Raw genomic sequence first — 25,571 nt, forward strand, 5'->3', positions numbered from 1 at the left:
CGATGCGCAGCACCTGCAGACCCTCAAACTGCTCGAAGACCTGCGCATTTACCAAGTCGAGCTGGAGCTGCAAAACGAAGAGCTGCGCGCCGCCCAGCAAGATGCTGAACTGGCGCGCAAGCGTTACCAATATTTGTTTGATCAGCTGCCGCTGGCCGCCCTGGTGGTGGACGGGCAAGGCGTGGTGGACGAGTGCAACCCCTTGGCGGATGCCCTGCTGGGCGAACGCAAAAAATTTGTCCATGCCGACATGCGGCTGTGGAGCCTGTTGACGGGCAAAGACCGCTCAAGGGTCAGTCAGGCCTTGCGCAGTGTGGCCGCAGGCGAAACCCTGGTGATACCGCAGGTGCACCACAAGACGGCGCAGGGCCAGGTCTTGAGTTTTGATGTGCACCTGATTGGTTTGTCGATTGACTACAAGCTTGAGCGCCGGGTGCTGATGCTGTGGGCCGACCGCAGTGCCGAGCTGGCGCGCCAGGCCGACCAGCAGTTTTATACGCTGCTGCTCGATGCCAGCGACGCCTTCATGTATGCCACCGACACCCAGGGCAAGATGCTGCTGGCCAACCACGCCTTGCTGAACTTTGTCGGGCGCAGCCGCGAGCAGGTGGTGGGGCAGCCACGCGAGAGCTTTTTGCCCCTGCGCGATGCCATTTTGCACGCCGAGGCTGACCAAAAAGTGCTGCACAGCAAGCAGGCCATCACCGTGGAAGAGCAAGTGCACGGCGCGCACGAGCGCATGGATTTTTTAACCCGCAAGTTTCCGTTGCGCAACCTGCAAGGCGAGGTCTATGGCGTGGGCGGCATCTCAACCGACATCACCGCCCTGAAAGACCAGCAGCGCCAAATGCTGCTCAGCGAAGCGGTGTTTCAAAACTCTGCCGAAGCCATCATCATCACCGATGCCAGCACCCGCATCTTGCGCGTCAACCCGGCGTTTACCCGGCTGACCGGTTTCTCGGCCGAAGCCGTGCTGGGGCAAAAGACCAATGTGCTCAAGTCTGGGCGGCAAGATGCGGCGTTTTACACCGCCATGTGGCAAGCCATCACCCAAACGGGCACCTGGTCGGGCGAGCTCAACAACCGCCGCTCAGACGGCCGCTACTGCACCGTGTGGAGCACCATCAACGCGGTGCGTGATGCAGAAGGCAATGTGTTGAACTACATTGCCGTGCAAGCCGATGTGACCCCGCTGCACAACGCCAAAATGGCCTTGGTGCACCAGGCCTCTTATGACAGCTTGACCGGCCTGCCCAACCGATCTTTGTTCAACGACCGCATGGCGCAGCTGATGAGCGCCAGCCTGCGCCACAACAGTTCTTTTGCTTTGCTGTTTGTTGACCTGGACCGCTTCAAGGAAGTCAATGACACACTCGGGCACCAAGTGGGCGACCAGCTGCTGCGCGAAGTGGCGCACCGACTGCAGTTGAGCGTGCGCGCCGAAGACACGGTGGCGCGCATTGGTGGCGACGAGTTTGTGCTGCTGCTGCCCGGCAGCGACGTCCCCGGTGCGCAAGCGGTGGCGGCCAATGTGCTGACCAAACTGCGCGAACCCATGCAACTGCAAGACAGTGTCAGCTACCGCCCCATGGCCAGCGTCGGGTTAGCCCTTTACCCGCAAGACGGCCAAACCCCCGACGCGCTGCTGCGCTGTGCCGACCTGGCCATGTACGACGCCAAAATTGAGGGTCGCAACCGCTTTGCGGTCTACACGCCTGAGCTCAGCCGCGTCAATGACAAGCGCTTTGCCATCCAGACCGAACTGGCACAAGCCATAGAGCAGCAACAACTGCGGGTGTACTTTCAGCCCAAATGCCGCTTGAGCGACGGCGCGCTGCAGGGCGCCGAGGCGCTGGTGCGCTGGCAGCGCCCGGGCAACGGCTTGGTGCTGCCTGGCGAGTTCATTGGTGTGGCAGAAAAAACGGGCTTGCTGGTGGCGCTGGACCATTGGGTGATGAACGATGCGCTGCGCCAGCTTGGCAGCTGGCTGGCCAGTGGCCAATGGCAACCGGGCTGGCGCTTGTCCATCAACCAAAATGTGGCTGATTTAAAGCACCCCCGCATGCTGGAAAACCTGCAGCAGCAGCTCAACCAGCACCGCGTGCCTGCCAGCGCGCTGGAGCTAGAGCTGACCGAAGACGCTTTGCTGGAACACACCCCTGAGCAGCTGGCGCAGCTGGCAGACATTCAGCGCCTGGGCGTGTCGGTGTCGATAGACGACTTTGGCACCGGTTACTCCAGCCTGGCTTATTTGCGGCAACTGCCGGTGTCGGTCATCAAAATTGACCAAAGCTTTGTCAAAGGCATGCTGACCCATGAAAACGATGCGGTGCTGGTGCAAACCATTGTCGACATGGCACACAACCTGGGGCACACGCTGGTGGCAGAAGGCATAGAGCAAGAGACTCAGCGCCAACACCTGGCTGGCCTGGGTGTGGAGCTGGGGCAAGGCTTTTTGTTTGACCCGGCACTGGACGCCCAAGCCTTTGCCCAGCGTTGGTTGACGGCCTCCCAACCCTCTTGAAAGTTCAGAGTGTTTTTGGCCTCTAGCGCATGTCAAATAAGCGTGAGTAGCTCTTTATAAGATAGCGTTGTGGCGCCTATTGCGCCAGGCGTGCGGCACGGCTGGCCAGCTCTTGCGCCAGTTGCGCTTTGGCCTGCGGGTAAATCAGCGTTTCTTCGAGCACGATGTGGTCGTGGCACAGGCTCACAAACACCTCTGCGTTGTGCTTGAGCTCGGTTGGGTCAGCCCAGTCTTCGCCCTGCGCCAGGGCGCGCAGCAGGGGCGCCAGCTCCAGCCAGTTTTGCTCAATCCAGCCATGGTCTTGGCGCAACACCTGCACCGCTTGCACCAGCTCGGCATCGCCACTGAGCAGCAGTTTGGGGAACACATGGCGCTCTTCGTCGGCATGGTGGGCACGCGCGGTGTCTGAAAAAAAGGCCTCAATGGTTTTGGCTTTTTGGCGGCAGTGGGCGCTGCAGTCATCGCTTTCAAGGCGCTCCAGCAGGTCAGCCAAGGCTGCCAAGTGCTCGTGAATTTGCTGGTGGCAGGCGTCCAGCGCTTTGAAGGGGTCAGCAGTCGGGGCAGTGTTCACAGGGGTTCTCCTTGGTGTGCAACAGGGGCAGGCATCAAAGCATTTTGGCGGCGACAAATCGGTTTGATTTGCGCCAGATCAAGAAGGCCGTGCAAAGCCTCGGCGTAGGATGCCCCTCACCTGCGGTGCTCAAACCGATGACCCAGCAGGATGAGGAGACAAACTTGCAACCCACCCAAACCTCGAACCCAACCTATTTTCACAAGGTTGTGGACTGCCAATGGGCCTGCCCGGCCCACACCCCCGTGCCCGAATACATCCGCCTGATTGGTCAGGGTCGCTACAGCGATGCCTACATGATCAACTGGGTCAGCAATGTGTTTCCAGGTGTGCTGGGGCGCACCTGCGACCGCCCTTGCGAGCCCGCCTGCCGGCGTGGCCGGGTCGAAGAAAACAACGGCGCCAAGCCCGAACCGGTGGCCATTTGCCGCCTCAAGCGTGTGGCGGCTGATTTCAAAGACGACATCTCGGCGCGCATGCCCGCCATGGCGCCGCCCAACGGCAAAAAAGTGGCCTGCGTGGGCGCGGGTCCGGCCTCTCTCACCGTGGCGCGTGACCTGGTGCCGTGTGGTTATGCCGTCACCGTGTTTGAAGGCGAGTCCAAAGCCGGTGGCTTTGTGCGCACCCAAATCCCCAAGTTCCGCCTGCCGGAGTCGGTGCTGGACGAGGAAACCAATCAGATTTTGAAGCTGGGCGTGAACTTCCAGTCTGGCAAACGCATTGAGTCCATGAAAGCGCTGCTGGCGCAGGGTTTTGATGCCATTTTTGTGGGCAGTGGCGCACCACGTGGGCGCGACCTGGTGCTGCCCGGGCGCAAAGAAGCGGCGGCGCACATCCACATTGGCATTGACTGGCTGATGTCGGTGTCGTTTGGCCACATCTCTACCACCGCCGAGCGCGTGATTGTGCTGGGCGGCGGCAACACTGCCATGGACTGCTGCCGCAGCGCCCGGCGCATGGGTGGCAAAGACGTGAAAGTGATCGTGCGCAGCGGCTTCGAGGAAATGAAAGCCTCGCCCTGGGAAAAAGAAGACGCTGCCCACGAAGGCATCCCGATTCTGAACTACCACGTGCCCAAATCTTTTGAGCACACCGACGGCAAGTTGACCGGCATGACCTTTGAGCTGGTTCGCGCTGAGTACGATGCCAAGGGCAAACGCAGCTTGGTGCCCACCGGTGAACCCGACGTGTTGGTGCCTTGCGACGAGGTGCTGATTGCCGTGGGGCAAGAAAACTCGTTCCACTGGATCGAGCGCGACCTGGGCATTGAATTCGACAAATGGGGCTTGCCGGTTTTGAAAGAAGGCGCGTTCCAGTCCACTTTGCCGCAAGTCTTTTTTGGCGGCGACGCCGCTTACGGCCCCAAAAACATCATCACCGCAGTGGCGCACGGCCATGAAGCGGCGGTGTCGATTGACCGGCTGCTCAACGCTGAAGACGTGACCCAGCGCCCTGCGCCGACCACCAACCTGATGTCGCAAAAAATGGGCATTCACGAGTGGAGCTACAAAAACGCCGTCTCTAACGACCTGCGCTCCAAAGTGCCCTGGACCAGCGCCGAAAAAGCCCTGGCCAGCATCAAGGTTGAAGTGGAACTGGGCTTTGATGCCGCCACCGCTTTCAAAGAAGCCAGCCGCTGCCTGAACTGCGACGTGCAAACCGTGTTCAAAGACAAGCTGTGCATTGAGTGCGATGCCTGCGTGGACATTTGCCCGATGGATTGCATCACCTTCACCGACAACGGCGAAGAGGCTGATTTGCGCACCCGACTCAAAGCCCCGGCCACCCACACCGCGCAAGACCTGTATGTGTCTGACGGTCTGAAAACCGGCCGCGTCATGGTGAAAGACGAAGATGTGTGCCTGCACTGCGGCTTTTGCGCCGAGCGCTGCCCCACCGGCGCCTGGGACATGCAGAAATTCCGCTTGGACACCACGCAAGCCGGCCCGCGTGCACGCGACACCCGCAGCAGCGCTGCCCAACTCAAAACCCCGGAGGCCGCATGAAACGCATTGAAGCCGTGAACGATTTCGTCATCAAGTTTGCCAACATCAACGGCTCTGGCTCGGCCAGCGCCAACGAGCTGTTTGCCAAAGCGGTGATGCGCATGGGCGTGCCGGTGAGCCCGCGCAACATTTTCCCCAGCAACATCCAGGGTCTGCCCACTTGGTACGAAGCCCGGGTGTGCGAAAAAGGCTACCACGGCAGGCGTGGCGGGGTCGACATGATGGTGGCCATGAACCCGCAAACCTGGGATGCCGATGTGGCCGAGATTGAGCCTGGTGGTTACCTGTTTTATGACAGCACACGGCCGATTCCTGAGAACAAGTTCCGCAAAGATGTGACCGTGATTGGCGTGCCCCTGACCGAAATCACCAACACCACTTACACCGACCCACGTCAGCGCCAGCTGTTCAAAAACATCATTTACGTGGGTGCGCTCTCCCTGCTGCTGGACCTGGACGCCAGCGTGTTTGAGAAGCTGTTTGCCGAGCAATTCAAGGGCAAAGAGCGCTTGCTGGCCTCTAACCTGCAAGCCATCAACCTCGGGCGTGATTACGTCAAGCAGCACCTGGCTTACCCACTGGGGCTGACCGTGCGCCAGTCTGACAAGGTGGGCGACCAGATTTTTACCGACGGCAACAGCGCGCTGGCGCTGGGTTGCATTTATGGCGGTGCCACGGTGGCGGCCTGGTACCCGATTACCCCGTCGTCTTCCGTGCCAGAAAACTTTCAAAAATACTGCGACAAGTTTCGGGTGGATGAAAGCACCGGCCAGCACCGCTTTGCCATCGTGCAGGCCGAAGACGAGCTGGCCTCCATTGGCATGGCCATTGGCGCCGGCTGGAACGGCGCACGGGCGTTTACCGCCACTTCGGGCGCGGGTATTTCGCTGATGACCGAGTTTTTGGGGCTGGCTTACTTTGCTGAGATTCCGGTGACCCTCATCAACGTGCAGCGTGGTGGCCCCAGCACCGGCATGCCCACCCGCACCCAGCAGGCAGACCTGCTGGCCTGCGCCTACGCCTCGCATGGCGACACCAAGCATGTGATGCTGTTCCCGCAAGACCCGCATGAGTGTTTTGAGCACGCCGCCGCCGCGCTGGACTTGGCGGACCGGCTGCAAACCCCAGTGTTTGTGATGAGCGACCTTGACATTGGCATGAACCAGCGCCTGTGCAAACCCTTTGTGTGGGACGACGCGCGTGACTACGACCGCGGCAAGGTCATGACCGCCGCTGACCTGGACGCCGGCAAAGACTTTGGCCGCTACAACGACGTGGATGGCGACGGCATTGGCTGGCGCACCTACCCCGGCACACACCCCAGCAAGGGCAGCTTTTTCACCCGTGGCACGTCCAAAGACGCCTATGCGCGTTATTCAGAGCGTGGGCCAGACTATGTGTACAACATGGAGCGGCTGCTGAAAAAGTTCAAAACCGCCGCCACGCTGGTGCCCCAGCCCATCATTCACATGGCGCCGCAAGACACCCGCCTGGGCGTGATCTACTTTGGCTCTACCACCCCCGCCATGCGCGAAGCGCTGGATGTGCTGGAGGCTGACGGCGTGCATCTGGATGCCCTGCGCTTGCTGGCGTTTCCGTTCCCGGCCTCGGTGGAGGCCTTCCTGGCGGCGCACGACACGGTGTTTGTGGTGGAGCAAAACCGCGATGCCCAAATGCGCACCCTGCTGGTCACCGAGCTTGATGCCAACCCCAAACAACTGGTCAAAGTGCTGCACTACGACGGCACGCCCATCACCGCGCGCTTCATCGTCAGCGCCATTGCCGCCAAGCTGGCGCTTTTGAAGGAGACTGTATGACCTACCTTGCCAAACCCCGGCTGCACCACCCCACGCTGACGCAAAACAAGGTGGGCTACACCCGGCGCGACTACGAAGGCCCGGTCTCTACGCTGTGCGCCGGTTGTGGCCACGACAGCATCAGCGCCGCCATCATCCAGGCCTGCTGGGAGCTTGACATTGAGCCGCACCGCGTGGCCAAGATGTCTGGCATTGGTTGCAGCTCCAAAGCGCCCACCTACTTTTTAGGCGCCTCACACGGCTTTAACACCGTGCACGGGCGCATGCCCAGCGTGCTCACCGGGGCGAACCTGGCCAACCGCGAGCTGATGTATTTGGGGGTGTCGGGCGACGGCGACTCGGCCTCGATTGGTCTGGGGCAGTTTGCCAACGCCATGCGCCGCGGCGTCAACATGGCTTACATCGTGATGAACAACGGCGTCTATGGCCTGACCAAAGGGCAGTTTTCGCCCACCGCAGACCGTGGCTCCAAAAGCAAAAAAGGCGCCATCAACACCGACAGCCCGGTCGACCTGGTGGGCATTGCACTGCAACTGGGCGCCACCTATGTGGCGCGCAGTTTCTCGGGCGACAAAGCGCAGCTGGTGCCGCTCATCAAAGGCGCGCTGGCGCATGGCGGCGCGGCGTTCATAGACGTGATCAGCCCTTGTGTCACCTTCAACAACCACGGCGGCAGCACCAAGAGTTATGAATACATCCGCCAGCACGACGAGGCGGTGAGCGTGATTGACTTTGTGGCGCCTGGCTGCGAAATCACCACCAGTTACGCGCCTGGTGAAGTGGTGGAAGTGGCGCAGCATGACGGCTCGGTCTTGCGCATGCGCAAGCTGCACACTGACTACGACCCGACCGACCGTTACGCCGCGATGAGCTACATGAATGCGCACGCCGCGCGCGGCGAAGTGGTGACCGGCTTGCTCTACCTGGACCCGCTGCCCACCGACTTGCACACCTCGCTCAACACCTGCGCCCAGCCGCTCAACAGCCTGGGTGTGCAGCAGTTGTGCCCAGGCTCAAAAGCGCTCGACAAGATCAACGCGGCACTGCGTTAAGTTATACGTCAAAATGGCCTCTAGCGCTTATGAATAGAGCGTGAGTAGCTATTGTTTTTAAGCTAAACCCACAGGAGCACAGCATGACCGAACGCACCGTATTTCAATCCATGGCGCAGCGCCACGTGGTCAGCGTGCAACCCAGCGCCACGGTTTACACCGCAGCTTGTGTGATGACGCGTGCCAACTGCGGCAGCGTGCTGGTGATTGATGCCAACACCACCTTGCTTGGCATCGTCACCGAGCGCGATTTGATGACCCGGGTGATCGCCAAAGCGCAAGACCCAGCCACGCTCACCGTGGCTGACATCATGACGCGCAACCCGATTTGCGTGCCGCCCGAGACCAAAGTGACTGATGCGGTGCTGATCATGATTGAGCGCGGTTTCAGACACTTGCCCATCGTGACCGATGCCAAGAAGATTCTGGGCGTGTTCTCGGTGCGCGATGCCATGCCCAAAGAAGTGCAAGCCGCGCAAGGCTTGGCAGAATTTCACGAGCAAGTGAACGACGCACTGGGGTGAGGGTGCAATTCAAGCTGATGTGCTGCGAGTCTTACGCCCTCTCCCTTTGGGAGAGGGCAGGGGTGAGGGCTCCCCGCAACAAAGTGACACCAACATCCGCCCTCACCCTAACCCTCTCCCAAGGGGAGAGGGAATAAGTCAATGATTTTGTGATGTTTACACCATGTTTGTGAGAATTTTCGCGTACATGGTGAAAGAGATCACTGGGTCAGTGCCACAGCGGTTATCGAAGGGCTTGAGGCTCGGCCCGAATGCGGCGCACGGCGGCGCTGACATGCGGGTCGGTGACGCCGGGGGCGGTGGTGGCGCTCATCGCGTTGCGCGCCATGCGCTCCAGCGTTTGCGCCTGCGGCGTGAGCGGGCCGAAAAAATAGGGGGTGTCGCCCAAGGCAATCAGCAGCGTGGGGAAGTCTTCCACATCCAGTGGGTGCAGCAAGGCTTCGTCGTCTTCAATGTCAATCCAGACAAAACGTGCGTCTGGGTGGCTGGCTGTGAGGGTGGCTTGCACCTGCTCAAAGCGGCTGCGGTAGTCGGTGCACACATTGCACCACGCCGCACACAGGCAAGCCACCAGCAGGGGTGGGGTGGGCTCAATCGCCAAAGCAAATCCCCAGGTCGCGCCCGGTTTGCAGGGCATCGCTGCCCATGGGCACGTTGCGAATATGGCCGGCCACTTCTTCCAGTGCCACATAGTCCACGCCGTTCACGCCCAGCGACACCATCACGCCGCTGTGGCCGGCGTCCAGCGCGCGCACGGCAGCAGCGCCAAAGCGCAGTGCGGCCAAGCGGTCAAACGCGGTGGGGCTGCCCCCGCGCAGCAAATGCCCCAGCACCACCACGCGGGCTTCTTTGCCGGTTTCTCTGGCCAGCGCCTCGGCCACGCGTTCGCCCATGCCGCCCAGGCGCTCGGCGTGCCCCACTTCGGCGGCGGCCAGCAGCTCGCGGTGGCCGTCGCGGGCTTGCGCGCCTTCGGCCACCACCACGATGGAGTAAAGGTGGCCGTTGGCCTCGCGGGCGCGGATTTTGGCCGCCACTTTGTCAATGTCAAAGCCAATCTCGGGGATCAAAATGGCATGCGCATTGCCGGCAATGCCGGCGTGCAAGGCAATCCAGCCGGCGTAGCGCCCCATGACCTCGACCACCAGCACGCGCTGATGGCTCTCGGCGGTGCTGTGCAGGCGGTCCAGGCATTCAGTGGCAAAGCCCACAGCGGTATCAAAACCAAAGGTGGTGAAGGTTTTGTCGAGGTCATTGTCTATGGTCTTGGGCACGCCCACCACGCGCAGGCCTTTTTGGTGCAGGGCGTCGGCAATGGTCAGTGAGCCGTCGCCGCCAATCGACACCAGCGCGTCAATTTCATGGGTAGCAAAGTAGGTGATGATTTCGTCCGAGCGGTCAATTTCGCGCACGCTGCCGTCGGGCATGTTGACCGGAAAATGCAGCGGGTTGCCTTTGTTGGTGGTGCCCAAGATGGTGCCGCCCAGGTGGCCAATGCCGCGCACCCGGTCGCGCGTGAGGCGCATCACACCGCCTTCGGTGTAACGCTCGGGGAACAAGATGCCGTTGAAGCCATCGCGGATGCCAAAGCAGTCCCAGCCACGGTTGTCGGCGGCCATCATCACCGACTGGATGACCGCGTTCAGGCCAGGCGCGTCGCCCCCGCCGGTGTTGACTGCAATGCGTTTGATGGGGTGGGTCATGGTGGCTTCCTTTATTCAATAATAATAGCTGCTTACGCTTGTTTTATAAGCGCTACAGGTCGATTTTAGGCTTGTGATTTGGGTTCCAGCTGGCCCAGCTTGTGGGCCAGCTCCACAGCCGAGCTGACCCCCATTTTCTCGAAAATGTTGGCACGGTGAAACTCTACCGTGCGCGGGGTGATGCCCAGGTGGTCGGCAATGTTTTTGTTGTAGTGGCCGCGAATCAGCTCGTCGAGCACCTCGCGCTCGCGCGGGCTCAGTGAGGCCAGTGCCAGCCGCAGGCGGCGGGTTTGCGCGTCATCTTGCTGAGCGGCGTGGGCCGCAGCCAGGGCTTGCTGCACGCGGTCAACCAGCTCGTTGTCTTGAAACGGTTTTTCTAAAAAGTCCCAGGCACCTTGTTTGACCGCCGCCGCTGCGGTGCCCACATCACCATGGCCGGTTAAAAACAGCACCGGCCAGGGGCAGCCCAGCGCTTTGAGCTGCTCAAAGGTGACGCTGCCTGAGAGCGGTGCCATGCGCATGTCAAGCAGCACCACGGCGCTTTCCCACTGGCCTTGCAGGGCGCGCGCAGCGTCCAGAAACGCCTGGCCTCCGTCCCAGGTGGCGGCCTTGAAACCACGCGAGTCAAACAGCCAGGCCAGGCCGTCGCGAATGTCGGGGTCGTCGTCCACAATGTGTACGCGTGGTGAGGTCATGCAAGCTCCGCTGGGGTGGGGGGTTCAGACAAGGGCAGCCGCACCGTGAAGCGGGCGCCGCCCAGCACCGGGTCGCGGCTGACTTCAATGCGGCCGTGGTGGGCTTCCACAATCGACCTGCAAATGGCCAGTCCCATGCCCATGCCGCCTTCTTTGCGGCTGACAAAGGCGTTGAAGATGGTGGCCTGGGCTTCTTCGCTGACACCTGGCCCGGTGTCGGCCACTGTCAGCTCGGCCATGCCAAGCGCCGCATCCAGCCGCAAGCCCACCCACACTTGCGCCCGCTGCGCCCCTTGGGGCGCCCAGTCTTGCGCGTTGCTCACCAGGTTGTTCACCAAGTGCTCCAGCAACAGCTCGTCGGCATCAATCCAGACGGCGTGGGTGGGCAGCGCCCAGGCGGGGGGTAGTGCGGCGTCTTCGGCCAGCAGCACCAGCACCCGCTGCACGCAGGCCACCAGGTCAAGCCGCTGGCGCGACAACTCGCGCCGGCGGGCAAAGGCGTTGACCCGCTTGATGATGCCGCCCGCGCGCTCGGCCAGCCGCGCCATGCGCTCGACCACCGGCAGCAGGTCGGGCAGGGTGATGTTGCCGGTGTGCAGCCGGTTGAGCAGGCCGTTGGCAAAGCTGCTTAACGCGCCCAGCGGTTGATTGAGTTCATGCGCCAGGGTGGAGGCCACCTCGCCCACCGCCACCAGACGGCCAGAGGCCTCCAGCTTTTCTTGCTGTTGCGCGGCCATGCGCTGGGCGCGCTTGCGCTCGCTGATGTCAAGCACCGAGCTCATCCAGCCCATTTGCTCGCCCGTGGCCGAGTTCAGCGGGGCTTCGTGAATGAGCACGTCAACCAGCTGGCCGCTGCGGTGCTGAAACTGCACCTCCAGCCCCTCGCCACGGGTGCCTTGCGTCATCAGCCCTTGGTGGATTTTGTCGAGCAGGTCGCGCTGGTCGGCTGGCCAGTAAGGGAACGGTGTGGCGCAGCCAATGAGCTCTGCCGCGCTGTAGCCCACCATGCGACAAAAGGCAGTGTTGACATACAAAATCTTGCCGCTCAGGTCCCAGGCACGCAGGCCAATGGTGACCGAGTTTTCCATGGCGGTGCGCAGTGCCACCTGGGTTTGCAACAGCGCTTGCACCTGCTGGCGCTTGGAGAAATCGCGCCGCAGTGCGTACAGGCTGACCAGCATGCCCGCCAAAAACAGCAGCGCCACCAAGAAAAATATGCGCGGCACGGTGGTTGGCTGGGCTTGGGTGAGCGCCACCTGCACAAACAAGTCAACGCCCGGCAAGTTCAGCCCCACGCGGTAAGCGCTGTCGGGCTGCGCCGTGGCCTCGTCGGTGAGCAACTGCACGCTGTGGTCTTGGGTAAACCAGCCTGGCACCAGGGCCGCCAGCGCCTGCTTGACCGCCACCGCCACCAGGTAATTGCCGGCAAACTGGCCCCGCTCAAACAAGGGCACGGCCAGCCAGATCACGTCGCTGGCGCTGCCGTCTGCCTGCCGCATCAAGCCGGCGTAGGCGGCGCGGCGCAGCCCCTGGCTGGTGCTTTGCATCAGCGCCAAGGCCTGCGCGTTGTCTGGGTGGGCGGCCCAGTCTTGCGGCCAGCGCGCCGGGGCGGTGCGTGCCTCAGAGGCGGTTTGAGCGGGTGCGGGGTTCAAGGGCGCAGCAGGCAGCCAGCCGCTTGCCAGCACCACCCCGGGCGCACGCCACAGCAAACCGGCTTTCAAGTCAGCCTCGGCCAGCGGCGCGGGGCTGCTGGCCGGCGCTTGTTGCACCGCCTGGCGTGCCAGCAGCAGCAAGTCGTCTTCCAGCCGGCGAAAGTGGAATTGCACGCTTTGCTCCAGCCACTGCGCGTCTGCGGCGCGGCGCCGGGCCGCCTCTTCCTGCTCAAAATTGTTCAGGTACAGCAGCAGCGTGACCACCGAGCCCAGCAACAGCGCCAACAAGCCCAGCAGCCAGCCCAAGGCGCGCCGGTTGCGCGCACCATGGCGCCCGGCCGACTGGTGCAGCAACGCAAAGTCGAGCGTGTGGTCTACCGCGGCGGGGGCAAGTGGCATGTCAGGGGGGTGTGCGCAAAATGGGCATCATAGCGAGATGGTGTACCATTAAGCGCACCCTGTTTAACCACCTGAAGGAGTTAACCCATGCGCATTCGCAGTCTTTTTTTGATTTTGCTGTTGACCCTGATTGGCGCCTTTACCGCGTTGAACTGGACGGCTTTTTTGACCAACACATCGCTGTCGTTTGGCGTGACCACTTTGCAAGCCCCGCTGGGGTTGATCATGCTGGGGCTGATGATGTTTGTGGTGGCGTATTTGCTGGTGTATGTGCTGTATTTGCAGTCCACCGCTTTGTTTGATGGCCGCCGCAACGCCAAAGAATTGCAAACCAACCGTGAACTGGCTGACAAGGCCGAGGCTTCGCGTTTTACCGAGTTGCGTGGTTTTCTGGAAACTGGCTTGAAACAGCAAGCAGACCAAAACCTGGCCACGCAGCAAGCCGTGCTGGCGCGCCTGGATGCGCTTGAGAAACACCTGCAAACCAGCCTGGAGCAGTCAGCCAATTCGCTCAGCGCCTGTGTGGGTGAGCTGGAAGACCGCTTGCTGCCCGGCGCGGCTCAGCCTGAGCGCCTGCGTTAAGGCACAGCGCCAAGCGAATCATGCCCCGCTGGGCTGCCCACCCACTGCCACGGCGCAGCCTGCTCAAGGCCGGTGCCGCTGGGCTAGCCCTGCCAACGGCGGCATGGAGCCAGCACAAGCCCGACATCACCCTGCGCTTTTCGCATGTGGTGGCCGAAGAAACCCCCAAGGGGCTGGCCGCAGAGCGTTTCAAGGTGTTGGTGGCACAGCGCAGTGGCGGGCGCGTTGGCGTGCAGGTTTACCCCAACGCGCAGTTGTATGGCGACCACGACGAAATGCGGGCGCTGCAGCTCGGCGCGGTCGACCTGGTGGCACCGTCGTTGTCCAAATTTGGGCGCATTGGGTTGCCCGAGTTTGAGCTGTTTGACTTGCCTTTTTTGTTTGACGATCTGGCCGCCGTGCGCCGCATCACGCAAGGCGCGTTGGGGCAAAAACTGCTCAAGGGCTTGACCCACCAAGGGCTAGAGGGGCTGGGTTTCTTTGACAACGGCTTCAAGCAAATGAGCGCTAACCGCCCGCTGCTGGAGCCCAAAGACTTTGTCGGTCTGCGCATGCGGGTGCAGGCCTCGCGCGTGATTGCGGCGCAAATGCGGGCGCTGGGCGCTGTTCCGGTCACGCTGGCCTTTAGCGAAACGCGCCAGGCCTTGGCCAGCGGTGTGGTGGATGGCACCGAGAACCCGATTTCCAATTTTTGGACGCAGGCCATGCACGAGGTGCAGACCGATGTGAGCCTGACCGACCATGGCTACCTGGGCTACGCGGTGGTCACCAACCAGCGCTTTTGGCAAAGCCTGCAGCGCGCTGACCGCGAGTTGATTGCCCAAGCGCTGCAAGAAGCACTGGCGTTTGCCAACCAAATTGCCGACACGCAAAACGACCAGGCGCTGCAAGCCTTGCGCCAGGCGGGCAACATCAATGTCCATCAGCTCACCACTGTGCAGCGAAATCGTTTGCGTCTGGCGGTGCAGCCAGTGCAACAAGCTTTTGTAAATCGCATGGGGTCTGGGTGGACGCAAGCGCTGCAAATGGCCATGCGCGAGTCCAGAAATTGACGTGACCAAGCACAGGGTTAACCCTAGCTGTTGAAGGCCACAGTTGCGTGAAAACTGCAGCGCCTTTAACCTTGGGTTGCTTCGTTTTTCATTCTTAATTATGAGGAGACATCTATGAAATTGAAATTTGTCCTGGCTGCTGCTTTGTTGGCCGTTGGTTTGAGCGCAACTGCTCAAACCATCATCAAGTTCAGCCACGTTGTTGCTGCAGACACGCCCAAGGGAAAAGCCTCGGTATTTTTCGCCCAAAAGGCGGCCGAACTGACCAAGGGCAAGGTCAAGGTTGAGGTCTATGCCAACAGTGCCCTGTACAAAGACAAGGAAGAAATGGAAGCGCTGCAAATCGGCTCGGTGCAAATGCTGGCTCCGTCGCTGGCCAAATTCGGCCCCTTGGGCGTGAAAGACTTTGAAGCCTTTGACTTGCCCTTCATGTTCGACAGCTATGCCGAACTGCACAAAGTGACGCAAGGCCCTGAAGGCGCTGCGCTGCTGGCCAAACTGGAGCCTAAAGGCATCAAGGGTCTGGCTTATTGGGACAATGGCTTCAAGTCGTTCTCAGCCAATTCGCCACTGAAGGCACCGGCTGATTTCAAGGGTAAGAAATTCCGCATCCAGTCGTCCAAGGTGCTTGAAGAGCAAATCCGCTCAGTGGGTGGCATTCCACAGGTGATGGCGTTCTCTGAGGTTTACCAAGCATTGCAAACCGGCGTGGTTGACGGCACCGAAAACCCGATCAGCAACTTTTACACCCAGAAAATGCACGAAGTGCAAAAACACATGACCCTGACCGACCACGGTTACCTGGGTTACGCGGTGATCACCAACAAGAAGTTCTGGGACGGTCTGCCCGCCGACGTGCGTGGCCAACTCGAACAGGCCATGAAAGAGGCCACCGTTTACGCCAACCAGATTGCCAAGGAAGAAAATGACAAGTCACTGGAAGGTGTGAAGAAGAGCGGCAAGACCACCGTCTACACCCCTACTGCCGAGGAACGCCTGGCTCTGAAAAAAGCCATGGCTCCCGTGCACCTGAAAATGGCAGACCGCATTGGCAAGGGCACGCTGCAGCAGTTCTACAAGGCCACCGGCTTCGATCCGGCCAAGCTGTAATCCAGACCCACGCATCCACCCCGGTCGAACCCGTATCGACTGGGGTTTTTGTTGTGCATCCCTTTTTGTAAAAGCATTATTCACTCAGATTTTTGAGGCAAACCTCCCATGAAAATTCTTGATCACCTGGAAGAATGGCTGATCACCTTCCTGATGGGAGGTGCCACACTCATCATCTTTGTTGCGGTGGTGCACCGCTATGCCGCCGGGCTGCCCATCCCCGGCGTACAAGACTGGCTGCTGGCTCTTAACCTGGGCTGGGCGCAAGAGCTGTGCATCATCATGTTTGTATGGATGTGCAAATTCGGCGCAGCCTACGGGGTGCGCACTGGCATTCACGTCGGGGTGGACGTGATGATCAACCGCCTAGACGACAAAATGCGCAGCAAATTCGTCATCATCGGCCTGGCCGCTGGTGCCCTGTTTACCGGCATAGTGGCCACCCTGGCCGCAGGTTTTGTTTGGGAGAACGGCGCTCACCACTGGTGGTTGAGCCTGCTGGGCATGGACGTGGGCGACCTGCCTGAAGGCCCCACCACACCTGACCTGGAGTGGCCCACCTGGATGGTCTACAGCGCCGTGCCGCTGGGCTCCACGCTGATGTGCTTTCGCTTTCTGCAAGTGTTGGTGACCTTCATCAAAACCGGCACCCTGCCACACCATGACCACGGCCATGTGGATGGTCTGGAAGAAGAGGTTGCCAAATGAACGCCGCAATTATTTTTATCCTGTTGCTGGTGCTCATGCTCACCGGCATGCCGGTGTCGATCTCGCTCGGCCTGACAGTGCTGACCTTTCTGTTTGGTTTTACCCAGGTGCCGCTGGAGTCGGTGGCTTTGAAGCTGTTCACCGGCATTGAGAAGTTTGAGATCATGGCGATCCCGTTCTTCATTCTGGCGGGTAACTTTTTAACCCACGGCGGTGTGGCGCGGCGAATGATCAACTTTGCCTCCAGCATGGTCGGTCACTGGTATGGCGGCTTGGGTCTGTCTGGGGTGCTGGGTTGCGCTTTGTTTGCGGCAGTGTCTGGCTCCAGTCCGGCCACGGTGGTGGCGATTGGCTCGATTTTGTTGCCAGCCATGACCAAGGCGGGTTTTCCCAAGAGCTTCGGCGCTGGTGTCATCACCACCTCGGGTGCGCTGGGCATTTTGATTCCGCCCTCGATTGTGATGGTGATGTATTCGGTGGCCACCAACACAAGCGTGGGTGCGCTGTTCATGGCTGGGGTCATTCCCGGCCTGGTGCTGGCCGGCGTGCTGGGCGGTGTCACGTTTTACCGTGCCCGCAAGTTCAACTACCCGCGTCTGCCCAAGGCCAGCTGGGCTGAACGGCTGCGCACCTTCAAGGCCTCGGCCTGGGGGCTGCTGCTGATCGTGATCGTGATGGGCGGCATTTATTCCGGCATGTTCACGCCCACCGAAGCCGCGGCGATGAGTGCGGTGTATGCCTTCATCGTGGCGGTGTTTGTCTATAAGGACATGGGTCTGAAAGACGTGCCGCGCGTGCTGCTGAGCTCGGCCAACATGAGCGCCATGCTGCTGTACATCATCACCAACGCGGTGTTATTCAGCTTCATCATGACCAACGAGAACATTCCGCAGGCACTGGCCGACTGGATGCTCGGTCACGGCCTGGGCATGGTGACCTTCTTGCTGGCGTGCAACGTGATCTTGCTGCTGGCGGGCAACTTCATGGAGCCTTCCAGCATCGTGCTGATTTTTGCGCCAATCTTGTTTCCGGTGGCGATCAAGCTGGGCATTGATCCGGTGCATTTTGGCATCATGATGGTGGTGAACATGGAAGTGGGCATGTGCCACCCGCCGGTGGGGCTGAACCTGTATGTGGCCAGCGGCATCACCAAGATGGGTATCACTGAGCTGACGGTGGCGGTGTGGCCGTGGTTGCTGGCGATGCTGGCCTTTTTGATGCTGGTGACGTATTACCCGCCCTTGAGCCTGTGGTTCCCGCGCATGTTGGGGATGTTGTAGTGACACATTGCCTGACATGATTTTTGGCAAGGCGCTGTAGCTACGCGGGTCAAACCCCGGCTCTCGCAAAAATGCCCGGCTTGTTCCGGGCATTTTTATAAGCCAAATCAACCTCTAGAGCTTATGAATAGAGCGTAAGCAGCTCTTTAATCAATAGCGTCAAACTTCTGTGACATAGGGGTTGGTGCGGCGCTCGCGGCCAAACGTGCTCTCGGGGCCATGGCCGGGGATGAACACGGTGTCGTCGCCCATGGGCCAGAGGCGGGTTTTGATGCTGGTCATCAAATCGGCATGGTTGCCTTGTGGGAAATCAGTGCGCCCCACCGAGCCAGCAAACAGCACGTCGCCGACAAAGGCACGCTTGGCCTCGGGCGAATAAAACACCACATGCCCCGGCGTGTGCCCCGGGCAATGGCGCACTTGCAGCGTGCAGTGGCCCACTGTGACGGTGTCGCCGTCCACCAACCAGCGGGTCGGTTTGAACAACAAGGCCGGTGGAAAACCAAACATCTGGCTTTGCTGCGGCAGGCCGTCAATCCAGAATTGGTCTGCTGTGTGCGGCCCGATGATGGGCAGCCCCAGCTTTTGCGCCAATTCACCGGCTGCACCAGCGTGGTCGATGTGGGCGTGGGTCAGCCAGATCTGCCCCAGCGTCAAGCCCCGGCGCTTGACTTCAGCCAGCAGCACATCCAGGTCGCCGCCGGGGTCAATCACCGCCGCCTGCAGCGTTTGGCTGCACCACACCAGCGAACAGTTTTGGGCGAACGGGGTAACGGGGACGGTGAGGTAATGGAACATGGCAAATGTGCTGGTTGATGTGCGGAGCGCGTATTTTGCATGGTGGTGCAAGCCACAAGACCGCGCAGCAGCAGAAACGGTGATCGCGCCTCAGCCAAAGCTAAAGGCCGACAGGGTGGTCTCCAGCACCCGATCTGAGAATATTTTTCGCCCCACATCAAGACCGGCGGCACCCGCCACAGCCATCAGAGGAATCAGGTGTTCTTCGGCACGTGCCGGGTGGCATTGCCGGGCGCCGGGCGCTTGCTCCCAGTGGGTCAGAAGTTGGTCACGCTCTGGTGGGTTGGATGCAACTGCATGGGTCAGCCATGCGTCAAAGGCATCAGAGATGGGTCCAAAGGCCGGATTGCCATAAGCCCGCATGTTGTGAAAGCTCATGCCGCTGCCAATGAGCAGCACATCCTGATCGCGCAAGGTTTCCAGCGCCCGGCCAGCTGCCAAGTGCTGCGCTGGGTCTAGCGAGGTGTGCAATGAGAGTTGCACCACCGGAATGTGGGCTTCTGGAAAGATCAGTTTGAGCGGAATGAACACGCCGTGATCAAAGCCACGCTGGCTGTTCTGGGCACTGGCAATGCCAGCGGCGTTCAAGGTCTTGACGATTTGATTAGCCAGCGCTGGCGCACCGGCAGCGGGGTACTTGAGTTCATAGGTGTGGGGCGGGAAACCGTGGTAGTCATAAATGAGTTCCGGCTGTGACCCGCTGGTCACGGTAAATCGCGGCGCTAGCCAATGCGCTGACACCACCACGATGGCTTGAGGCGTCCGCGGCAAGGTTGAGGCCAAACGCTTCAAAAAATCCGCCATGGCGTGCCACGCGTCGGGTGGGCTCCAGTCCATAAAGAAACAGGGGCCACCCCCGTGCGGGATGAACCAGGTTGGCATTCTTGCGCTGGTGTGGGTGGGCGTAGGCGTGTTTGGCATCGGGCTGCTTTCTTTGCATTGACATGTTAGTCGCAGGGGGGCCAGCGTGACCAGTGCGGTGTTGGCAAAGCATCTGGCGTGGTCCATTTAACCATGCAAAAAATGCATCTAAATCCTTATAATGCATGGATGATTGATCGCAAGTTGTTCCCTTTCATTCAAACGGCACTGTCAGATTACCCCGCGGTGGTCTTGCTGGGTGCGCGCCAGGTGGGCAAGACCACGCTGGCTCGGTGCATTGGGGACGCACGCGGCGCGATTTACCTGGACATCGAACGCCCCAGTGACCGGCAGAAACTCACCGACTCCGAAGCCTATCTGTCGCTGCACAGCCAGCGGTTGGTGATCCTGGACGAAGTGCAGCACATGCCAGAGCTCTTTCCTGTGCTGCGCAGTTTGATCGACGAAGGCCGTCGTGCCGGGCAAACCACGGGACGTTTCCTGCTGCTGGGCTCAGCCACCGGCGAACTGCTGCGCCAGTCGGGCGAAAGCCTGGCCGGACGGGTGGCCTACCTGGAGTTGCCGCCGCTGCAAGCGCTGGAATTGGCGCAAGATCAGCAAAACACCTTGTGGCTGCGCGGCGGGTTCCCCAACAGCCTGCTGGCCAGCGCTGATGACAAGAGCGTGGACTGGCGGCACAACCTGATCAACACCTACCTGGAGCGCGAACTGCCCAGCTACGGCGCGCGCTTACCCGCACAAACACTGCGCCGCCTTTGGACCATGCTGGCGCACTTGCAGGGCGGCTTGCTCGATGTGTCACAGCTCGCCAAAGGCCTGATGATTGACGCCAAAACCGTGCATCGCTACCTGGACATGCTGGCCGACCTGATGCTGATGCGCAAATTACCACCCTGGCACAGCAACCTGGGCAAACGCCTGGTCAAGTCGCCCAAAGTCTATGTGCGCGACAGCGGTGTGTTGCACGCCTTGCTTGGGCTTGACTCACACGACGCCCTGCTGTCGCACCCGGTGGTGGGTAACAGTTGGGAAGGCTTCGTGATTGAAACCCTGCTCAATGCTGCGCCACGCAACGCCCATTGCGGGTTCTACCGCAGCAGCAACGGTGCCGAGATTGACCTGCTGATGGATACCCCTGGCCTGGGTCTGATGGCCATTGAAGTGAAGAAAGGCAGCAACGCCAAACCGCGCCGTGGTTTTTACAGCGCCTGCGAAGATTTGAAACCCGACCACAAATTTTTGGTGCATGGCGGCGCAGACGGTGAGCCTTACCCGGTTGGGGATGGGGTGATGGCGGTGGGCTTGCGACACCTAGCATTTCGCTTGGCACAAAATTTAGCAATTCAGCCTTGACGTTGACAACACTCTAGCGCTTATCAAATAAGCGTGAGGCACTCCTTTTAAAGGAGCAAATCAATGGCCTGGATCGACTCAATGAGGGTTTTCCCGAAAACGTTGGGGCACATAATGAATTTCTGGCTGTGGCAGCGGCGTTGGCTCAAGCGCTGCGCTGCAGGTTTGGTTCAACTTTTTGGAGTTTTCATGTTTCCTGAATACCGTGCACTCATCACCCAGCTCAAAACCAGCGACGCCCATTTTCACAGCCTGTTTCAGCAGCACAACACGCTCGACCAGCAGGTCAAACGCATGGCTTCGCGCACCGAGCCCAGCACGCCAGCAGAAATTGAAACCCTGAAAAAAGAAAAACTGCGCCTGAAAGACGCCATGTATGTGATCTTGCAAAAAGCCTCACAAAGCGAATGAACGCGTTGCCGGTGGGTGTTTGAGGTTTGTCTTAAGCTGACGCACAAGTGAATTTGAGCTGGGCCCGGCCCAGTTAAAAAAGTCACAGCGTTTTTCTTGAAGGACATCCACATGACCACGGTATACGACTTTGAAGCTTTGGGGATTGACGGCCAAACAGTGGCGCTGAAAGCCTACACAGGCCAAGTGATGTTGATTGTCAACACCGCGAGTGCCTGCGGCTTCACGCCCCAGTTTGCCGGGCTGGAGCAGCTGCACCAAGCCTATGTGGCGCAAGGCTTGGTGGTGCTGGGGTTCCCGTGCAACCAGTTTGGTGCCCAAGACCCCGGCAGCAACAGCACCATTGCCGAGTTCTGCCAGCTCAACTATGGCGTGACGTTTCCAATGATGGCCAAGGTCAATGTCAACGGCTCAGACGCTCACCCACTTTATGCCTGGTTGTGCGAGCAAGCGCCAGGTCTGCTGGGCAGCAAAGCCATCAAATGGAACTTCACCAAATTTCTGGTGGGCAAAGACGGCCAGGTGCTCAAGCGCTATGCCCCCACCGACACCCCCGAGAGCTTGCGCCAGGACATCGCTGCGGCGCTGGCGGCTTGATTTTTTTACCGGCCAGCCAGGCGCTGCGCCGCCTCGCGCAACCCGGCTTCGGTGGCTTCCCAGCCCAGACAGGCGTCGGTGATCGACACGCCGTAGCGCAGTTGCGCTGGGTCGGTGCCTAGCTTTTGGTTGCCTTCCAACAGATTTGACTCAAGCATCACGCCTTTGATGGCGCGGTTGCCGTCCACCATCTGCCCCACCACATCTTTCAGCACCAGGCTTTGCAGCGCGTGGTTTTTGCGCGAATTGCCGTGGCTGCAGTCCACCACGATGTTGACCGGTAGCTTGGCTTTGGCCAGCTCGGCAGCTGCCTCGGCCACCGCCACCGAGTCGTAATTGGGCTGCGAGCCACCGCGCAAAATCAAATGGCCATAAGCGTTGCCACGGGTTTGCGTCAAGGCCACCTGGCCGTCGCCATTGATGCCCAAAAAGGTGTGCGGCTGGGCGCTGGAAAGCATGGCGTTGAGTGCCACCTCCAAGCTGCCGTCGGTACCGTTTTTAAACCCTACCGGGCTCGACAAACCGCTGGCCATCTCGCGGTGGGTTTGGCTCTCGGTGGTGCGCGCGCCAATGGCGCTCCAGGCAATCAGGTCGCCCAGGTATTGTGGGGTGATGGGGTCAAGTGCCTCGGTGCCGCAGGGCAAGCCCATGTGATTCAGGTCAACCAACAGTTGGCGTGCCAGGTGCAGGCCTTCTTCGATGCGAAACGTGTCGTCCATGCGCGGGTCGTTGATCAGCCCTTTCCAGCCTACGGTGGTGCGTGGTTTCTCAAAGTAGACCCGCATCACAATGAACAGCGTGTCACTCAGCGCGTCGGCCAAGGCCTTGAGGCGCTGCGCGTAGTCGCGTGCAGCGGCCAGGTCGTGAATGGAGCACGGCCCCACCACCACCAGCAAGCGCGGGTCTTGCCCGTTCAAAATGCGCGCCACCGTGGCACGCGCCTGGCTCACGGTCTGGCTGGCCTGCGCCGTGGCGGGCACGGCCTCATGCAAGGCGCTGGGTGACAGCAGGGCTTGCTGTGCAACCACATTCAGGTTTTCAAAGGCGTTGGGAAAGGTCATGGTTTTGTAAGGTAAAAATGGGCTCTAGCGCTTATTCTACTTGCATGAGAAGCTATAAAAATAAGAGTTCTTAGAGGTTGTCACTGCGGGCGCTGGCCAGGCGCAATCAAGGCTTCCATCACCGCATCAGGGGCGCCACCTGTGCTGAGGTGAGTTTTATACCAAACGCTCAAAATGTTCGACACCACCGGGCCGGGGTCTTGGCACACTTTGCCAAAGTCAAGCCCGTTGAGCTGGCACACCCGCTTGACCAGGTCCATGTCGAGGTCAATGGCATCGTCGGCACAGCGGCGCAGTTTCAGGTCGGCAAAAGTGCAGCCAACAGGCAGTTTGAGGGTCAAGGGGGAAGGGCTGGTCATGAGGCAATCAAAACGGTGAAGGTGTGAAAGCCATGATTGTCGCCACGCTGCAGGGCGAGCCAGGCCAGCGCAAAGGGCTGCGATCTGGTGGCTGGGTTGCCTGTGCGAGAATGCACCTGCTTTTCAGCGTTGCGGCTGTAGCTCAGTGGATAGAGTATTGGCCTCCGAAGCCAAGGGTCGTGGGTTCGATCCCCGCCAGCCGCACCAGTCATGGGATGGTTCAGACTTGAATCCGCCCAGCTTTTCAAAGGTGTGGCTTAAGTCGTAGCATTTCGTTACGACGACATTCGCCAGCCAGTTGTTTTTCTGTGTCACATCCTTAAGGACACTCTGCACAACTCCCTGCGAGTTGTGGCAGCGCGGCCTCGGGCGGTCTGCTGCGTTGCATTTTTTGCCAATAGCTACGGCTATTGGCTGCAAAACGGCGCCTTGCATCCCATCCCGATCCGCACTACCACACTCTCGCCAGAGTTATGCAGAGTGTCCTTAAAGCAATTTTGCTAAAGCTACCAGTGCCGCGGTTTCAGCGCGCAGCACACGCGGCCCCAGTGTGGTGGGGAGAAAGCCTGTGGCTGTGGCGGCGGTTTCTTCAGCCTCAGATAAACCGCCTTCGGAGCCAGATAAAAAAACGATGTGGGTGCTGGCTGGCACTGCGCTTTCGCCAGATAGGTCGTGCACATGTGTGGTCAAGCTTTGTGCGCCTGCCCGTAATGACAAGAGAAGCTTCAAAATTTGAACATCTTTTGCACCAGGCATGGGCTCTGGAACAGTTTTTAACCACTGAGGCAAGTTCATGACTGCGTGTATGTGAGGTATCCGATTGCCACCACATTGCTCGCACGCCGCCACCGCCACGCTTTGCCAATGCACTTGCTTTTTGGAGGCGCGCTCTCCGCTCAAACGCAACACGCTGCGCTCGGTCATCAGTGGCTGGATGCTGACCACACCCAGCTCGGCGGCTTTTTCTACCAACCAATCCATACGTTCATTGGCCGGCATGCCCACTGCCAGATGGACAGCGTGTTGACTCTCCCGAGCAGTGGCAGTCCATTCACCTACCTGCACTTGCACACTGCTGCGCCCCATGTGTGTCACGCGGGCGGCGCATTCGCCATAGCACCCTTGCGCATCTGGCACACCATTGAACAAAGTGATGGCATCACCTGGCTGAAGGCGAAGCACCTGCACATGTCGTGCGGCACCTTCTGGCAAGTCCAGCAGCGCGGTGCTGACCAGCGGTGTGGGGCAATAAAAACGCGGCATGGGAAAACACAAGACCGTTAGTCGTTGAAATACCAGTAACCAGCGTTGACCCAGTCGGTCAGTTGACGGGCAAACTCGGGGTGGTTCAGCGCCGGTGCCAGCAAGTTGGCAGTGATTTCATCATGGTCACACAGCGCCATGAGGCTGGCGGCCAGGTCAGCGCCAAACGCATAGCGCTCACCGTCGACATAGCACACACCTTGATCGATGGTGGCATCCACATAAAAGCAGCGCAGGCCACCAGTGCGGATCAATGGTTGGTCTTGTAATTGCGCCAGCATGTCGGCTGTGTCGAGCGGGTCATCCAGCGCCTGCAAGTCCAGTGCGCACTTGGTGGCAGAGAAATAACTGCCGGCAAAGTCAGCCATCAGGGCTTCGTTGTCCAGCAGGTTTTGGATATTGGCACGGATCAGCGTCAGGTCGCTGGTGTCAATGCGGCCTTGCTGGTGCGCTATCGGGCGTTTGGGGTCAGCCAGCAGGGTTTTGCCCAGATCTTTGTCAATCACGTGGTCAGCCAGACCGCTGAGCATGTCGCAGCCAGACTTTGCGCGAAAACCCACCGAGAAGCTCAAAGAGCTTTCCAGAGTCACGCCGTCATGCGGAAAGCCCGGCGGGATGTACAAAATGTCACCCGGCAGCAGTTCCACATCGATGATGGCCTCAAACGGCTCGGTGTGCAGCAGCGCGGCATGTGCGGCAAACTGCTTGTGATTGCCAATGTCGCCCACACGCCAGCGTCGGCGGCCAGAGCCTTGGCAAATGAACACGTCATACAAGTCAATGTGCGGCCCGACACCGCCGCCCGGCGTGGCATAACTCACCATCACATCATCAAAGCGCCATTTAGGAATGAAGGCAAAGGGCTTGACCAGCTCAGCTACTTCTGGAGAATAGTGGTTGACAGCCTGCACCACCAGCGACCAGTCAGTTTTGCCAAAACGCTTGTACGACTCAAATGGCCCGCTTTCAGCCTGCCATTTATCGCCTTTTTTGAAGATCAAGCGCGATTGCACCGCTTCTTCCATGGCCAAGCCAGCCAGGTCATTGGCGTTGATAGGGTCTTCAAAATCTTGAAAACCTTGGCGAATCACCAGCGGCTGCTGCTGCCAATAGCAGGCCATGAAGTGTTCAAGGGAAAAGTCAGCCAGGTTGAGAGTGAGCATAAAAAAACCAGC

The 25,571-nt window shown here is 59.9% G+C and carries 24 protein-coding genes and 1 tRNA gene; 14 read left to right on the plus strand and 11 right to left on the minus strand.

The window, feature by feature from the left end; all coding sequences use genetic code 11:
• Positions 1 to 2,524, plus strand: a 2,524-nt coding sequence (locus PHT20_RS04040; protein WP_301019539.1) for a bifunctional diguanylate cyclase/phosphodiesterase, incomplete at its 5' end; no start/stop codon positions are given.
• Positions 2,525 to 2,600: 76 nt separating this feature from the next.
• Here PHT20_RS04040 and PHT20_RS04045 read toward each other — a convergent pair.
• Entirely contained in the window at positions 2,601 to 3,095 is a 495-nt protein-coding gene (locus PHT20_RS04045; protein WP_300086538.1) for a hemerythrin domain-containing protein, read from the minus strand.
• A 164-nt stretch (positions 3,096 to 3,259) separates the two neighbouring features.
• Between PHT20_RS04045 and PHT20_RS04050 the strand changes: the two genes are divergently transcribed.
• The 4 genes from PHT20_RS04050 to PHT20_RS04065 all read left to right on the plus strand — a co-directional run bounded on the left by PHT20_RS04050 (position 3,260) and on the right by PHT20_RS04065 (position 8,494).
• Entirely contained in the window at positions 3,260 to 5,101 is a 1,842-nt protein-coding gene (locus PHT20_RS04050) for an FAD-dependent oxidoreductase (protein WP_301019540.1), read from the plus strand.
• Positions 5,098 to 6,918: a 2-oxoacid:acceptor oxidoreductase subunit alpha gene (locus tag PHT20_RS04055; protein WP_301019541.1), complete on the plus strand. Its 1,821-nt coding sequence runs from the start codon at positions 5,098 to 5,100 to the stop codon at positions 6,916 to 6,918. The genes PHT20_RS04050 and PHT20_RS04055 overlap by 4 nt, the downstream gene beginning before the upstream one ends.
• Positions 6,915 to 7,970 (plus strand): 2-oxoacid:ferredoxin oxidoreductase subunit beta, encoded by a 1,056-nt coding sequence (locus PHT20_RS04060; protein ID WP_301019542.1) that lies wholly within the window; start codon positions 6,915 to 6,917, stop codon positions 7,968 to 7,970. The genes PHT20_RS04055 and PHT20_RS04060 overlap by 4 nt, the downstream gene beginning before the upstream one ends.
• Before the next feature lie 83 nt (positions 7,971 to 8,053).
• Positions 8,054 to 8,494, plus strand: a complete 441-nt coding sequence (locus PHT20_RS04065; protein ID WP_300085129.1) for a CBS domain-containing protein — start codon at positions 8,054 to 8,056, stop codon at positions 8,492 to 8,494.
• Positions 8,495 to 8,717: 223 nt separating this feature from the next.
• Here the strand turns inward: PHT20_RS04065 and PHT20_RS04070 are convergent, their stop codons facing one another.
• The 4 genes from PHT20_RS04070 to PHT20_RS04085 all read right to left on the minus strand — a co-directional run bounded on the left by PHT20_RS04070 (position 8,718) and on the right by PHT20_RS04085 (position 12,940).
• Positions 8,718 to 9,095, minus strand: a complete 378-nt coding sequence (locus tag PHT20_RS04070; RefSeq protein ID WP_300085127.1) for a thioredoxin family protein — start codon at positions 9,093 to 9,095, stop codon at positions 8,718 to 8,720.
• On the minus strand, positions 9,085 to 10,194 hold the full coding sequence (locus PHT20_RS04075; RefSeq protein ID WP_300085125.1) for an ATP-dependent 6-phosphofructokinase: 1,110 nt from the start codon (positions 10,192 to 10,194) through the stop codon (positions 9,085 to 9,087). Before PHT20_RS04075 ends, PHT20_RS04070 begins: the two co-directional genes overlap by 11 nt.
• A 65-nt stretch (positions 10,195 to 10,259) precedes the next feature.
• Complete coding sequence (locus tag PHT20_RS04080; protein WP_301019543.1) at positions 10,260 to 10,889, minus strand: response regulator; 630 nt, start codon at positions 10,887 to 10,889, stop codon at positions 10,260 to 10,262.
• Positions 10,886 to 12,940, minus strand: a complete 2,055-nt coding sequence (locus PHT20_RS04085; RefSeq protein WP_300085121.1) for an ATP-binding protein — start codon at positions 12,938 to 12,940, stop codon at positions 10,886 to 10,888. Before PHT20_RS04085 ends, PHT20_RS04080 begins: the two co-directional genes overlap by 4 nt.
• 87 nt (positions 12,941 to 13,027) lie before the next feature.
• On the opposite strand from PHT20_RS04085, the gene PHT20_RS04090 reads away from it, so the two are divergent.
• From PHT20_RS04090 to PHT20_RS04110, 5 genes are all read left to right on the plus strand, one after another.
• Positions 13,028 to 13,522 carry a LapA family protein gene (locus PHT20_RS04090; protein ID WP_300085119.1) on the plus strand — a complete coding sequence of 165 codons (495 nt, stop codon included), beginning with the start codon at positions 13,028 to 13,030 and terminating at the stop codon, positions 13,520 to 13,522.
• 20 nt (positions 13,523 to 13,542) lie between these two features.
• Positions 13,543 to 14,574, plus strand: a complete 1,032-nt coding sequence (locus PHT20_RS04095) for a DctP family TRAP transporter solute-binding subunit (RefSeq protein ID WP_300085117.1) — start codon at positions 13,543 to 13,545, stop codon at positions 14,572 to 14,574.
• A gap of 114 nt (positions 14,575 to 14,688) precedes the next feature.
• A complete protein-coding gene (locus PHT20_RS04100) occupies positions 14,689 to 15,684 on the plus strand; it encodes a TRAP transporter substrate-binding protein (protein WP_300085115.1) in 996 nt (331 codons plus the stop codon).
• Positions 15,685 to 15,792: 108 nt separating this feature from the next.
• Complete coding sequence (locus tag PHT20_RS04105) at positions 15,793 to 16,392, plus strand: TRAP transporter small permease (protein ID WP_300085113.1); 600 nt, start codon at positions 15,793 to 15,795, stop codon at positions 16,390 to 16,392.
• Positions 16,389 to 17,672 carry a TRAP transporter large permease subunit gene (locus PHT20_RS04110; protein WP_300085111.1) on the plus strand — a complete coding sequence of 428 codons (1,284 nt, stop codon included), beginning with the start codon at positions 16,389 to 16,391 and terminating at the stop codon, positions 17,670 to 17,672. The genes PHT20_RS04105 and PHT20_RS04110 overlap by 4 nt, the downstream gene beginning before the upstream one ends.
• A 159-nt stretch (positions 17,673 to 17,831) precedes the next feature.
• On the opposite strand, the gene PHT20_RS04115 is transcribed toward PHT20_RS04110, so the two are convergent.
• Both PHT20_RS04115 and PHT20_RS04120 read right to left on the minus strand, forming a co-directional pair.
• The gene (locus tag PHT20_RS04115) at positions 17,832 to 18,470 is read right to left on the minus strand and encodes an MBL fold metallo-hydrolase (RefSeq protein WP_300085109.1); all 639 of its coding nucleotides are present in this window, start codon (positions 18,468 to 18,470) and stop codon (positions 17,832 to 17,834) included.
• A 90-nt stretch (positions 18,471 to 18,560) separates the two neighbouring features.
• The gene (locus tag PHT20_RS04120) at positions 18,561 to 19,391 is read right to left on the minus strand and encodes a class III extradiol ring-cleavage dioxygenase (protein ID WP_301019544.1); all 831 of its coding nucleotides are present in this window, start codon (positions 19,389 to 19,391) and stop codon (positions 18,561 to 18,563) included.
• A 129-nt stretch (positions 19,392 to 19,520) separates the two neighbouring features.
• Between PHT20_RS04120 and PHT20_RS04125 the strand changes: the two genes are divergently transcribed.
• The 3 genes from PHT20_RS04125 to PHT20_RS04135 all read left to right on the plus strand — a co-directional run bounded on the left by PHT20_RS04125 (position 19,521) and on the right by PHT20_RS04135 (position 21,713).
• Positions 19,521 to 20,705: an ATP-binding protein gene (locus tag PHT20_RS04125; protein WP_300085105.1), complete on the plus strand. Its 1,185-nt coding sequence runs from the start codon at positions 19,521 to 19,523 to the stop codon at positions 20,703 to 20,705.
• A gap of 189 nt (positions 20,706 to 20,894) precedes the next feature.
• Entirely contained in the window at positions 20,895 to 21,116 is a 222-nt protein-coding gene (locus PHT20_RS04130; RefSeq protein ID WP_301019545.1) for a YdcH family protein, read from the plus strand.
• Positions 21,117 to 21,227: 111 nt separating this feature from the next.
• A complete protein-coding gene (locus tag PHT20_RS04135; protein ID WP_301019546.1) occupies positions 21,228 to 21,713 on the plus strand; it encodes a glutathione peroxidase in 486 nt (161 codons plus the stop codon).
• Positions 21,714 to 21,718: 5 nt separating this feature from the next.
• Here PHT20_RS04135 and PHT20_RS04140 read toward each other — a convergent pair whose 3' ends face one another.
• Together PHT20_RS04140 and PHT20_RS04145 are read right to left on the minus strand one after the other, a co-directional pair.
• Complete coding sequence (locus PHT20_RS04140; protein WP_301019547.1) at positions 21,719 to 22,774, minus strand: 3-deoxy-7-phosphoheptulonate synthase; 1,056 nt, start codon at positions 22,772 to 22,774, stop codon at positions 21,719 to 21,721.
• An 80-nt stretch (positions 22,775 to 22,854) separates the two neighbouring features.
• Positions 22,855 to 23,133: a hypothetical protein gene (locus tag PHT20_RS04145; RefSeq protein ID WP_301019548.1), complete on the minus strand. Its 279-nt coding sequence runs from the start codon at positions 23,131 to 23,133 to the stop codon at positions 22,855 to 22,857.
• A gap of 131 nt (positions 23,134 to 23,264) precedes the next feature.
• On the opposite strand from PHT20_RS04145, the gene PHT20_RS04150 reads away from it, so the two are divergent.
• Positions 23,265 to 23,340 (plus strand) — tRNA-Arg (locus tag PHT20_RS04150).
• A gap of 279 nt (positions 23,341 to 23,619) precedes the next feature.
• On the opposite strand, the gene PHT20_RS04155 is transcribed toward PHT20_RS04150, so the two are convergent.
• Positions 23,620 to 24,396 (minus strand): 16S rRNA (uracil(1498)-N(3))-methyltransferase, encoded by a 777-nt coding sequence (locus PHT20_RS04155; RefSeq protein WP_301019549.1) that lies wholly within the window; start codon positions 24,394 to 24,396, stop codon positions 23,620 to 23,622.
• 17 nt (positions 24,397 to 24,413) lie between these two features.
• The gene (locus tag PHT20_RS04160; protein ID WP_301019550.1) at positions 24,414 to 25,559 is read right to left on the minus strand and encodes a cupin domain-containing protein; all 1,146 of its coding nucleotides are present in this window, start codon (positions 25,557 to 25,559) and stop codon (positions 24,414 to 24,416) included.
• Between the last annotated feature and the right edge of the window lie 12 nt (positions 25,560 to 25,571).

Source organism: Rhodoferax sp., assembly GCF_028715765.1.
In the GTDB taxonomy this organism is placed as follows: Bacteria; Pseudomonadota; Gammaproteobacteria; order Burkholderiales; family Burkholderiaceae_C; genus Rhodoferax.